8 protein-coding genes are annotated in these 12,834 nt (G+C 68.0%); 6 read left to right on the top strand and 2 right to left on the bottom strand.

Going from position 1 to position 12,834, the window contains the following annotated elements:
• Positions 1–10 precede the first annotated feature (10 nt).
• The 5 genes from lysS to ptsP all read left to right on the top strand — a co-directional run bounded on the left by lysS (position 11) and on the right by ptsP (position 7,486).
• Complete coding sequence (gene lysS / locus FPH17_RS08895; RefSeq protein WP_095275636.1) at positions 11–1,552, top strand: lysine--tRNA ligase; 1,542 nt, start codon at positions 11–13, stop codon at positions 1,550–1,552.
• Positions 1,553–2,731 (top strand): glycosyltransferase family 87 protein, encoded by a 1,179-nt coding sequence (locus FPH17_RS08890; RefSeq protein WP_154879951.1) that lies wholly within the window; start codon positions 1,553–1,555, stop codon positions 2,729–2,731.
• Positions 2,732–2,806: 75 nt separating this feature from the next.
• A complete protein-coding gene (locus FPH17_RS08885) occupies positions 2,807–4,873 on the top strand; it encodes a glucose PTS transporter subunit IIA (RefSeq protein ID WP_154879948.1) in 2,067 nt (688 codons plus the stop codon).
• A 64-nt stretch (positions 4,874–4,937) separates the two neighbouring features.
• Positions 4,938–5,768 (top strand): PRD domain-containing protein, encoded by an 831-nt coding sequence (locus FPH17_RS08880; protein WP_154879946.1) that lies wholly within the window; start codon positions 4,938–4,940, stop codon positions 5,766–5,768.
• Positions 5,769–5,800: 32 nt separating this feature from the next.
• Positions 5,801–7,486, top strand: coding sequence for a phosphoenolpyruvate--protein phosphotransferase (ptsP, locus tag FPH17_RS08875; protein ID WP_154879943.1), 1,686 nt, complete (start codon positions 5,801–5,803; stop codon positions 7,484–7,486).
• Between the two features lie 63 nt (positions 7,487–7,549).
• Here the strand turns inward: ptsP and FPH17_RS08870 are convergent, their stop codons facing one another.
• Positions 7,550–8,578, bottom strand: coding sequence for an HNH endonuclease signature motif containing protein (locus FPH17_RS08870; protein ID WP_154879940.1), 1,029 nt, complete (start codon positions 8,576–8,578; stop codon positions 7,550–7,552).
• A gap of 203 nt (positions 8,579–8,781) precedes the next feature.
• On the opposite strand from FPH17_RS08870, the gene FPH17_RS08865 reads away from it, so the two are divergent.
• Positions 8,782–11,520, top strand: a complete 2,739-nt coding sequence (locus tag FPH17_RS08865; RefSeq protein WP_154879937.1) for an ATP-dependent Clp protease ATP-binding subunit — start codon at positions 8,782–8,784, stop codon at positions 11,518–11,520.
• Here the strand turns inward: FPH17_RS08865 and FPH17_RS08860 are convergent.
• Entirely contained in the window at positions 11,517–12,827 is a 1,311-nt protein-coding gene (locus FPH17_RS08860) for a lipase family protein (RefSeq protein ID WP_154879935.1), read from the bottom strand. The genes FPH17_RS08865 and FPH17_RS08860 overlap by 4 nt on opposite strands.
• Positions 12,828–12,834: the final 7 nt, after the last annotated feature.

Below are 12,834 nucleotides of genomic sequence, written 5' to 3'. Positions count from 1 at the left end.
ATGGCTGAACGTGAATACGCCAGAACTTTCAGAGCAGCAGCAGATCCGCCGGGACAAGAGGCAGAAGCTTCTCGACGCCGGCCAGGACGCCTACCCAGTCAGCGTCGAGCGGACCACCTCCCTGCAGGACCTGCGGGCGAAGTACCAGGCCGTGCCCGAGGGGGAGGGTGACGGCGCGACCAAGCTGGAGCCGGGGCAGGAGACCCAGGACGTGGTGGCTGTCGCGGGCCGCATCATGTTCCAGCGCAACACGGGCAAGCTCTGCTTCGCCACCCTGCAGGAGGGCAACGGCACGCAGCTGCAGGTCATGCTCTCGCTCGCGGAGGTCGGCGAGGACGCGCTGGCCGCGTGGAAGTCGGACACTGACCTCGGCGACATCGTGTCCGTGAAGGGCCGGGTCATCGCTTCTCGACGCGGCGAGCTCTCCGTCCAGGCACAGTCCTGGCAAATGGCGTCCAAGGCGCTGCGCCCGCTGCCCGTCGCGTTCGCGGACATGAACGAGGAGCAGCGCGTCCGCCAGCGCTACACGGACCTGATCATGCGCGAGGACGCCCGCACGAACGCGATGACGCGCATCCGCACCATCGCCGCGGTGCGCAAGTACCTCACGGGCGAGGACTTCGTGGAGATTGAGACGCCGATGCTGCAGACGCTGCACGGCGGCGCCGCCGCCCGCCCGTTTGTGACCCACTCGAACGCGCTGGACATTGACCTGTACCTGCGCATCGCGCCGGAGCTGTACCTCAAGCGCGCGGTCGTCGGCGGCATCGACCGCGTCTTTGAGATCAACCGGAACTTCCGCAACGAGGGCGTGGACAAGTCGCACTCGCCGGAGTTCACCATGCTGGAGACCTATCAGGCGTGGGGCACCTACCACGACGGCGCCGAAATGATGAAGGGCCTGGTGCAGTTCTGCGCCCGCGAGGTCTTCGGCTCCGAGCAGGTCACGCTTGCCGACGGCACCGTGTACGACTTCTCCGGCGAGTGGAAAGTCCTGGAGATGTACCCGAGCCTCAACGAGGCCCTCGCCCGCAAGTTCCCGGGCCAGCCCGAGGTGACCATCGAGTCGAGCGTGGAGGAGCTCACCGCCATCGCCGACACCATCGGCCTCAAGGTGCCGGAGGGTGCCGGCTGGGGCCACGGCAAGCTGGTCGAGGAGATCTGGGAGGAGCTGTGCGGCGACCAGCTCTACGAACCGACGTTTGTGACCAACTTCCCGGTCGAGACCTCGCCGCTGACGCGCGACCACCGCGACAAGCCGGGCGTGACCGAAAAGTGGGACCTCTACGTCCGCGGCTTCGAGCTGGCCACCGGCTACTCCGAGCTCGTCGACCCGGTGATCCAGCGCGCTCGCTTCGAGGACCAGGCGCGCCTGGCCGCCAACGGCGACGACGAGGCCATGGTGCTTGACGAGGACTTCCTCGCCGCCATGGAACAAGGCATGCCGCCGACAGCCGGCTGTGGCATGGGCGTGGACCGCCTGCTCATGGCCCTGACCGGCCTGGGCATCCGCGAGACCGTCCTGTTCCCGATGGTCAAGCCGGAGGCGTAGGTGACACCGAGCGCGGACCACTCCGCGCGCACCGCGGCCGGTGAGGCACGCACCGCGCTGCTGCCGCGGCGCGTGCCGGCGTGGCTGCTCTGGTCCGCCGCGATCATCGGCCTGCTGCGCGCCGCGATCATCCTGCCGCTGCTTCGCGAAGGCCTCGACTTCGTCCCCATCTGGGACGCCGTCCAGCGCTACACGCACGGCGTCCCGGTCTACAACGAGGACTACTCCACGTCCGACCCCCACTACCTTTACGGGCCAGGGGCGAACGTTGTCCTGGCGCCGCTGGCGGTGTTCGGCGCGTTCGATGTGGCCCGGTGGGCGATGGTGGGGGCGAGTGTGGCGTCGATAAGCATTGCCCTCTGGTGGACCGCCAAGATGGTCGCGCCGGATTTGGCGCGCCCGCTCACGCTCGCGGCGATCGGCATTGCGTTCAACGTGCCGGAGCCGGTGGAATCCACGATCTACCTCACGAATATCAACGGGTTCCTGCTGCTGGTCATGGTGGCGTTCGTGCACGCGTGCCTGCGCGACTACCCAGGCTCACGGATCGTCGCCACGCTCCTGCTCGCGTACGCGGTGACGATCAAACCGCAGTTCATCGTGCTCATCGCCGTGCCATTCCTGCTGGGGCAGTGGTGGGTGCTCGTGGGCGCGGTGGCGGTCTACGCCGCCCTGTTTGGCATCGGCTGGGCGACCACCGCGGAGCCGGGCTGGTACACCGAGCGGCTTGTGCCCTACCTGGCGGAGACGCGGCAGTACGACAACGGCGCGATCGGCGCGCTCGGGCTCAGCGGCGCGGGCACGGTCGCGGTGAGCATCGTCGTGCTCATCGGCGTGTTCGGCGCGGTGGCGGTGCTGTTCCCGCAGCGGCGCGAGCTCGGCGTGGTGTGGGCGTTTTGCACGATCGGCGTGCTGTTCTGCGGCGTGTTCCTGGTCGGCGGCCTGCTGCAGGGCTACTACGCGGTGTGGTTGATCCCGCTGGCCATGACGGCGGTGGACCTGCGCTCCCCGGTGCGCAGTTGGGCGGCCGGCGTGGCGCTGGTGTGCACGATGGGCGTGATCGCGCTGCCCGGGGTGCCCAGTTTGCTCTCTACCCTCGGATGGAGTGCCCTGCCCTTTGCTATTGCGGTGGCGGCGGGCCTAAGATTGAGGCCAACAACAGGGTTGTTACCCGCGTGAGTTCGCGGGGCAAGACCTGGGGCGTTTTGGCGTCCCAGGTCTTTTTGTTTGCCTGAAGCGAAAAGGAGCATACCGATGGCATCCACGAAGGTCGGCCGCCAGGAGCAGGCTGCCGACATCCTCGCCGGTATCGGCGGGCCGGACAACATTGTGAGCATGACGCACTGCGCGACGCGGTTGCGCCTCGAGCTTGTCGACGCCACCAAGGCCGACAAGGAACGCCTCGAAGCCAACCCCAAGGTGATGGGTGCTGTGCCGCAGGGCGGGAGCCGCTACCAGGTCATCATCGGCGGTGACGTGGCGAATGTGTACAACGACATCAATAACCTGCCGGAGATGGCGGGGCACGGTGCCGTGTCCAACGACGACCTGAAGAAGCAGCAGCGCGACAAGGCCAAGGGCCGGCTGCCGTGGCTGGATACGTTCTTTGAGTACCTGTCGGACTCGTTCCGTCCGATTCTGGGCGTGTTGCTTGGTGCGTCGCTGATCATCGCGTTTGCGGCGGTGCTCGACGCGTTCCACCTCGTGGACTTCCACGCGGAGGTGAAGACCCCGGGCTGGCAGTTCGTCGACGCGATGTGGAACTCCGTGTTCTACTTCCTGCCCGTCGCGGTGGCCTACAACGCCGGCAAGAAGCTCAACATTGACCCGTGGGTGCCCGCCGCGATCATGCTGGCGCTGTTCACCCCGAACTACATGACGCTTGACGAGCACCCCGAGGCGCGCGTGGTCGAACTGTTCGGCGAGCCGACCGATGTGATCGACGTCTTCGGCCTGCCGATGATTCACAACGGCTACGAAGGCAACGTCTTCGTGCCGCTCATTATGGCCGCGGTCGCCGCGGCGCTGTACAAGGGTTTCCAGAAGATCATCCCGTCCGCGGTGCACATGGTCTTCGTGCCGTTCCTCACCCTGCTGGTGATGATCCCGGTCACCGCCTTCCTCATCGGCCCCTTCGGCTACCTGCTCGGCGCCTGGATCGGCACCGGCCTAGCCTGGATGAACGGCAACGCCCCGTTCGTCTTCGCGCTGCTCATCCCGATGCTGTACCCGTTCCTGGTGCCGCTTGGCCTGCACTGGCCGCTCAACGCCCTGATGCTGGTGAACATTGACACCCTCGGCTACGACTTCATCCAGGGCCCGATGGGTGCGTGGAACTTCGCCTGCTTCGGTGCCACCGCCGCGGTGCTGGCCATTTCGCTTCGCGACCGCGACCCCCTCATGCGCCAGACCGCCGGCTCCGCCCTGGCCGCTGGCCTGCTCGGCGGCATCTCTGAGCCGTCGCTCTACGGCATCCACCTGCGCTTCAAGAAGATCTACCCGCGCATGCTCGTCGGCTGCTTCGCCGGTGGCCTGACCATCGCGATCCTGGGCACCCCGTTCGGCGGCGTGAAGACGAACGCCTTCGTGTTCACCTCCATCCCGACCGTGTTCGTGTTCGACCCGATGTGGGTCTACCTCGTCGCGATTGCCGTCGCGTTCTTCACGGCTTTCTTCGTCATCCTCATCACCGACTACCGCACCCCGGAGGAGAAGGCGGAGGCGCTCGCCCGCGCCGCCGCTGCGCGTGACGGCGTGGAGACCGAGGCTGCCGACGCCGCCGACGCTGCCCCCGCTGCCGCTCCTGCAGCTGCCGCTCCGGCCGCGGCTGAGCCTGCTGAACCCGCTGAGCCCGCCGTGGTGACCAAGGAGGTCCTGGCACCGATCGCCGGCGCGGTCGTCCCGATGGACAAGCTCGGCGACGCCGCCTTCGCGTCCGGCGCGCTCGGCCACGCGGTCGGCATCGAGCCGCAGGCTGACAACGTCACCGTCGCCGCCCCGGTGTCCGGCAAGGTCATTTCCGTGGCTAAGACGGGCCACGCCTACGGCATCAAGACCGCCGACGGCGTGGAGATCCTGGTGCACATTGGCATTGACACCGTCAAGCTCGGCGGCGAGGGCTTCACCCCGGTCGCCGCGAAGAAGCAGCAGATCAAGGCCGGCGAGCCGCTGGCGGAGGTGGACTTCGCGTCCATCAAGGCAGCCGGCGTCGACCCGACCGTGATCACCACGGTGGTCAACTCCAAGACGCTCACCGGTGTTGATGACCTGGCCACCAACACCGTCACCGAGGGGCAGCCCGTCCTCGGCGTGACCAAGTAAGGTCCACTCAGCCACAACGCGCCCGCAGCGGAAGATCCCGCGGCGGGCGCGTTACGCTTAGGGCATGCAAGTCCTGCGCGTGTTTAACAACAACGTCGTGCTCGCCCGCCGCGGCGACGAGCCGGTCGTGGTCACCGGCCGCGGCGTGGGCTTCAAGATCAAGCAGGGCGACGCGCTCGACGAGACCAAGGCACAGCGCATCTTCGTGCCTATCGACGGCCGCGACCCCGACCACGCAGGCGAAATGATCGCAGGGCTACCGGCCCGGACGGTCGATGATGCTGCGGCCGCCCTCGAAGAGATCGGCGTGAACCCACGGCTGACCCTGGTGACCGCCATCGCGGACCACATCGGCGGCGCCGCCGAGCGGGCGAAGGCAGGCACCACCGTGGAGTACCCGCTTCGCGCCGAGGTCACGCACCTCTACCCGGAGGAGGCGGCGCAGGGGGAGCGGCTGCTCGCCGCAATCAACCGGCGGCTCGACGCGCCGCTCCCGCCCGAGGAAGCGACGGCGCTGACCCTGCACCTGGTCAACGCGGGGTTCAACACAGGCAACTTGGCGCACACGTACCGCATGACGGGCGTGATCCAGCAGATGCTGGACGTGATTGGGGCTGAATGGGGCTCGGGGGTGGACGTGGCGTCGATAAGCACTGCCCGCTTCATCACGCATGCGAGGTACCTCTTCGTGCGGCTGGAGCGCGGGGCGCAGCTGGACCACGGGAATTCGCCGCTGACGCGCGAGCTGCTGCGCGCGTACCCCGCCGAGATGGAGATAGCGCGGAAGGTCGCGCAGGTGGTTGAGCTGCGGTTCGGACGCGAGCTGACTGACGACGAAGTCGCGTACCTGGGGCTTCACGTCGCCAGGCTGCAGGAGGCGCAGGCGGGCGAGTAGTGTCGGGGGGCGGACTAGCGAAAGGAATGACCATGACCAACCGCACTGTTCTCTACGGAATCGGAGTGTCCGCCGGCACCGCATCCGGCCCGCTTGCAGTTGTGAGGCCCGCCGTCGGCGTGGACGACAACGAGCCGGCCGCCATCGAGGGCGACAGCGAGCGCGTCAAGGCGACGCTGCAGGAGGTGGCGGAGTCCCTGAAGCAGCGCGCAGAGCATGCGAACTCCGCGACGTCGAAGCAGGTGCTGGAGGCGACCGCGACGCTGGCGACGGACCGTGGGCTGATCCGCGGCATCGAGAAGGAGCTGAAGAAGGGCACCGGCGTCACGCACGCGATCCACGACGCCGTCGAGGTCTACGCCGGGAAGCTGCGCAAGCTCGGCGGCTACATGGCGGAGCGCGTGACCGACCTGTACGACATCCGCGACCGCGCCACCGCGCGCGTGCGCGGCCTGCCGGAGCCGGGCGTGCCGGACTTCGCCGAGCCGTCGATCCTCGTCGCCCACGACCTCGCGCCCGCCGAGACCGCGACGCTCGATCCGGAGCGCGTGCTGGGCATCGTCACCGAGGGCGGCGGCGCGACCTCGCACACCGCGATCCTGGCCGCGCAGCTGGGCATCCCGGCGGCCGTGCAGGTCAAGGACATCCTTGGGGCGATTGACGACGCCACCCCGCTCGCCATCGACGGCGGCGTCGGCGAAGTCATCGTCGCTCCTTCCGACTCCGACGTGAACGAGCTGGAGGAGCGCTCCCGCCGCCGCGCGGAGGCGCTGGCCGGCTCGTCCGGCGAGGGCGCGACCCGCGACGGCTACAAGGTGAAGCTGCTGGCCAACATCGGTACCGCGGAGGACGCGGAGAAGGCCTCCAAGTTCGACCTGGAAGGCTCCGGCCTGTTCCGCACCGAGTTCTTGTTCCTGGACCGCGACTCAGCGCCGACCGTGGACGAGCAGACCGAGACCTACACCCGCGTGCTGCGTGCCTTTGGCAAACGTCGCGTGGTCGTGCGCACCCTGGACGCGGGCGCTGACAAGCCGCTGAGCTTTGCCAACCTCGGCGAGGAAGAGAACCCGGCGCTGGGCCGCCGCGGGCTGCGCCTGTCCATGGTCCGCGAGGACCTGCTCAACGACCAGCTGCAGGCACTGGCCAACGCGCACGCCAACGTGCCGGAGGCCGAGCTGTGGGTCATGGCGCCGATGGTCGCCACGGTAGAGGAGACCCAGTGGTTCTGCGACAAGGCCCGCGGCTACGGGCTGCCCAAGGTGGGCATCATGGTGGAGACCCCGGCGGCGGCGATCCGCGCCGGGCACGTGCTGAGCATCGCTGACTTCGCCTCCATCGGCACCAACGACCTGTCCCAGTACACGATGGCCGCCGACCGCATGCAAGGTGAGCTGGCGGAGCTGCTCAGCCCGTGGCAGCCGCCGGTGCTGAACATGATCAAGGCGACCGGCATGGGCGGCTACGCCACCGGCAAGACGGTCGGCGTGTGCGGCGAGGCCGGCGGCGACCCGCTGATGGCGCTCGTGCTTGTCGGCCTGGGCATCACCTCGCTGTCCATGGCGCCGACGAAGGTGAACGCGGTGCGCGCCGCGCTGCGCCTGCACGATATGGACACGTGCCGCCAGATGGCTAACTACGCCGTCGACGCCCCGACCGCGAAGGAAGCGCGCGAGAACGTGCTGAAGATCGCAGACCCGGTCCTGCGCGACCTGCTCTAACGCCTTTCAGGCATGCTTGCCCGCGCGCCAGGGTTGCTGGCGCGCGGGCTTTTGCGTTGGGGGTCAGTCGGGCGGTTTGCGGCTGGGCGCGCGGGCGGTGTGGTCGGTGCCGGTTGGGGTGGCGTTTCCGTATGGTGAGACGTAGTAGATCCTTCCGTCCCGCCGTTCGGTGTGTCCCCGGGCGCCGGTCGCGGCTTGCGAGTTGTGGTACTGGCACAACCAACCAAGGTTGGCGGGTGTGGTTTCGCCGCCGTGGCGGTGTTCGGTCATGTGGTGGGCGTGGCAGTGTGTGGCTGGTACGGTGCAGTCTTTCCAGGTGCACGTGGTGGCGTCGGCAAGCATGATCTCGCGGTGTTTCGCCGAGGCGAAGCGCGCTTGATAGGCGTTGACGGGCCCGTCCATCGCGCCGATGAGGATGATGCTGCCGAGCTCTTCGAGTTGCATGCGCACGAATTCTTCCCCGGTGGTGATGACCCCGTTGGCGAAGTGGACCTCGACGTCGTCGCCGGTGCCGGCGATGATGCGCTGGTAGTCGCCGAGGTCCAGGTTGGCGGTAACTCGCACGAGGTAGTCGGCTTTGGGGCAGTCGTTTGCCAGCCAGCCGGTGATGTTGTCTTTCGCCGCGTCGTAGACGCCTTGGATGGCCAGGGCGGGCCCGGTGATGCGCAGGGTGGCCATGCCGTCGCCGTGGTGGGTCACGCGGGCTTTTTCGCGGCGTGGGGGTGCGGGTTTGAGTTCGGCTTTCAGTTCGTTGCCGGCGCGGGTGATGTGGGTCAGGTCGCCGGGGGTGTTGCACAGGGTGTCGATGTAGGTCCAGCGGGCGGTGGTGTCGGTGATGGTGCGGGCGCTGCGGGCGATGTAGGCGAGGGTGTCCAGGCGGTGCTGGTGGTGCTCGGCGCCGGTGTGGGCGCGGCGTTGGTAGGCGGTGTGGCTGGTTGTGCCGCACAGTACGGTTGCGGCGGTGTGGAGTTGGCGGGCGCGGTCGCGTGGCAGGCCGAGGGCGGTGAGGTCCTCGAGGGGCATGCCAGCGGCCGCCGCGACAAGTTGCATGCCGCGGCGGTCGATGGATACGAGGTCTGCCAGTGCGTTCATGGCAGCCACGTTACCGGCCATGAGCTGGGGAAACAATGGGTTGTGAGGTTTTACCCATTTTCGGCCCGGGAGGGAACCGCGGGCCGGTTTGGTGCGTCTAAATAGGGTTAGGGGTTTGCGTGTTCGCCAGTGGCGAACACGGGATGGATTGGGGCTGTGGCGCGTTAGAGTAGGTGAAAACTCACGACAAGAAGGGGCACACCATGTTCGAGAGGTTTACGGACCGAGCACGGCGCGTGATCGTGCTGGCGCAGGAAGAAGCGCGCGAGCTCAACCACAATTACATGGGCACGGAGCACATCCTGCTCGGCCTGATTAAGGAAGGCGAGGGCGTCGCCGCGAAGGCGCTCGAGCAAATGGGCATTAATCTCGACGACGTGCGCCGCGAGGTCATCGAGATTATCGGCCACGGCTCGCAGCCCGTCTCCGGGCACATCCCGTTTACACCGCGCGCCAAGAAGGTGCTGGAGCTCTCGCTGCGCGAGGGCCTCCAGATGGGCCACAAGTACATCGGCACCGAGTTCCTGCTGCTCGGCCTGATCCGCGAGGGCGATGGCGTCGCCGCGCAGGTGTTGACCAAGCTCGGGGCAGACTTGCCGACGGTGCGCCAAACCGTCATCCAGCTGCTCTCCGGCTACGAGGGCGACAACCAGAACCCCGAGGTGCCGCAGGCGGGCCCCGGCCCGGTCGCATCCGGCCCCGGCCCGCGCGGCGGCAACCAGCAGGGCGAGCGCTCCAACTCGCTGGTGCTGGACCAGTTCGGCCGCAACCTCACCGCGGCCGCCAAGGAAGGCAAGCTGGACCCGGTCGTTGGCCGCGACAAGGAGATCGAGCGCATCATGCAGGTCCTCTCGCGCCGTACGAAGAACAACCCGGTGCTCATCGGTGAGCCCGGCGTGGGTAAGACGGCCGTCGTGGAGGGCCTGGCGCTGGACATCGCCAACGGCAAGGTCCCGGAGACGCTGAAGGACAAGCAGGTCTACTCGCTGGATCTCGGCTCGCTCGTGGCGGGTTCGCGCTACCGCGGTGACTTCGAGGAGCGCCTGAAGAAAGTGCTCAAGGAGATCAACCAGCGCGGCGACATCATCCTGTTCATCGACGAGATCCACACGCTCGTCGGCGCCGGTGCCGCCGAGGGCGCGATCGACGCGGCGTCGCTGCTCAAGCCGAAGCTGGCGCGCGGCGAGCTGCAGACCATCGGCGCGACCACGCTGGATGAGTACCGCAAGCACATCGAGAAGGACGCCGCGCTGGAGCGCCGCTTCCAGCCGGTGCAGGTGGACGAGCCGAGCCTCGAGGATACCGTGAAGATCCTCAAGGGCCTGCGCGACCGCTACGAGGCACACCACCGCGTGTCCTACACCGACGACGCGCTCAAGGCCGCCGCCAACCTGTCGGACCGCTACATCAACGACCGCTTCCTGCCGGATAAGGCCGTCGACCTGCTCGACGAGGCCGGCGCACGCATGCGCATTAAGCGCATGACCGCGCCCGAGGAGCTGCGCGAGGTGGACGACCGCATCGCGGAGGTTCGCAAGCAAAAGGAAGCGGCGATCGACGCCCAGGACTTTGAGAAGGCCGCCGGCCTGCGCGACACCGAACGCAAGCTGGGCGAGGAGCGCGCGGAGAAGGAAAAGAAGTGGCGCTCCGACGACCTCGAGGACATCGCCGAGGTGGGCGAGGACCAGATCGCGGACGTGCTCGCGCACTGGACCGGCATCCCCGTGTTCAAGCTCACCGAGTCTGAGTCCTCGCGCCTGCTGCACATGGAGACCGAGCTGCACAAGCGCATCATCGGCCAGGACGAGGCGGTCAAGGCCGTCTCGCGCTCCATCCGCCGCACCCGCGCGGGCCTGAAGGACCCGAAGCGCCCGTCCGGTTCGTTCATCTTCGCCGGCCCGTCCGGTGTGGGTAAGACGGAGCTGTCGAAGGCGCTGGCCGAGTTCCTCTTCGGCGACGACGACTCGCTGATCCAGGTGGACATGGGCGAGTTCCACGACCGCTTCACCGCGTCGCGCCTGTTCGGTGCGCCTCCGGGATACGTCGGCTACGAGGAGGGCGGCCAGCTCACGGAGAAGGTGCGCCGCAAGCCGTTTAGCGTTGTGCTGTTCGACGAGATCGAGAAAGCGCACAAGGAGATCTACAACACGCTCCTGCAGGTCCTCGAGGAGGGCCACGTCACCGACGGTCAGGGCCGCGTCGTGGACTTCAAGAACACCGTGCTCATCTTCACGTCCAACCTGGGCACCGGCGACATCTCGAAGCCGGTCGGTCTCGGCTTCACCGGCAACACCGCCACCGATGCCGACGCGCAGTACGACCGCATGAAGCACAAGGTCAACGACGAGCTGAAGAAGCACTTCCGCCCCGAGTTCCTCAACCGCATCGACGAGATCGTGGTCTTCCGCCAGCTGTCGCAGGAGGAGATCGTGCAGATGGTCGACCTGCTCATCAGCCGCGTCGACCTCAACCTCGCGGCGCAGGACATGGGCATCGAGCTTACCGACGCCGCGAAGAACCTCCTAGCCAAGCGCGGTTTCGACCCCGTCCTGGGCGCCCGTCCGCTGCGCCGCACCATCCAGCGCGAGGTGGAGGATGTCTTGTCTGAGAAGATCCTGTTCGGCGAGATCGGTGCCGGCGAGATCATCACCGTCGACGTGGACGGTGATGTCGAGGGCGACGAGAAGAACGCGAAGTTCACCTTCACGCCGCGCCCGCGCCCGTTGCCGGCGGAGACCTTCGACGGCGCCGAGATCGCCGAGACTGCCGAGGGCTCCGAGGGCGAGCCCGCCGATGAGGTCCGCGAGATCGACCCGTCCCGCGAGCAGCCGGAGTCCGAGGCGTCGCGCTTCCCCGATGAGTCGGGCGACCACGGCACTGACGGCACTGACGGCACTGACGGCACCGAAGGAACCGACGGCCGCGGCCCCGAGCCGGTCTAAGCCGGGCTGAGCAGGCTCGGCGCCAGCACGGAGCCGACGCCTGCAAGGACCGCGAGTACCGCCAAAATCGACGTCACCGCAACGCGGGTGGCGTCGATTTTTTTCGGCGGCATGTAGTCGGCGAGCCACGCCAGGGCGTCGCCGGCGTTGAGCACGATCGGGGCGGCGTGGCCCGCGACCGGCATGTTGGAGATGGGGTAGGAGCTCAAGCGGGTGAGGGCGTCGGCGTCGTCGAAAGGTGCGAGCGAGCTGCCGGAGGACAGCGGCGCCGTCTTCGTGCCGGGGACCGACAGGAGGCGGTACTCCACGTCGGAGCCGAGCGCCTCGTAGTCGCGCGCCAGCTGCGTGGCTTGCTGCTCGGGCACGAGGTCGTCATCCGGGTTGGTCATCACCATGATCGGCGCGCTGACGGGGACGGTGCCGAGTTTGTTGTGGTTGAGGGTGCGGGTGAAGCGGTCGTCGGTGAGCACGAGCTCGGTGAGCGTCTCGCCGCCCTCAAACAGGTCGCCGTGGGGGATCGGCGGGTCGGTGATGCAGGACTTCTCCAGTGCAGCGAACCAGCGGCGGCCCTCGTCGGTGAGGTGCTCCTCGAGCGCCTCGCGGAAGTCGGGGTAGGTCGACGCGTAGCTGATCGTGGAGTAGCCCACGACGGTTTCGAGCATCCCGGTGCTGCCCTGCTCCATCACGGCCAGCGGGTCGGCGGGCGGTGCGCCGGCGAAGGTGGCGCGCACGTCGAGCTCGGGCGCATAGTCGGCGACCAACTCGGCGGCCGCGGCGGAGGCGCCCCCGCCCTGGGAGTAGCCCCAAAACGCGATGGCTTCGTCGTCGTGGGCGGTGGCACGGGCGGCGTCGATAAGCGCGTGGCCCTGCTCGATCCGGTTGAGGTACGTGTGGGTGCCGGGGGTGCCGAGGCCGATGTAGTCGGTGACCACGACGCGGTAGCCGGCGCCGATGAGCGTGCCCACGATCGGCGCCTCGTAGTTGATGCCGATCGAGCCGTCCTTGATGGACGAGAGCATCGCCTCGCCCGCCGACGGCGCGCAGTGGTCCGCCATGCCGCGCGTGCCGGGGGCGACGGCGATGAGGCCGCGCGCGTTGGGCGTGTCGTAGAGCGCGCCGGAGACTTCGACGGTCTCGCCGGCCTCGTTCTGGGTGGTGTAGCGGATGCGCTGGCCGTCGCTGGCCGGCACGTCGGCGCTGCTCAGGAGCGTTCCGGGCGGTTCGCTTATCGACGCCCCCGCCACCGGACTCCCCGCGCACACCAGCGCCACCGCCGCGGCCGGAAGGATGAATGTAGTGGTCTTCACCAGGCTG

Origin of the sequence: Corynebacterium gottingense, from assembly GCF_007559235.1 — a bacterium.
In the GTDB taxonomy this organism is placed as follows: Bacteria; Actinomycetota; Actinomycetes; order Mycobacteriales; family Mycobacteriaceae; genus Corynebacterium; species Corynebacterium gottingense.
The sequence above is the reverse complement of the archived record's forward strand: the minus strand, read 5'-3'. Positions and strand labels throughout refer to the sequence as shown.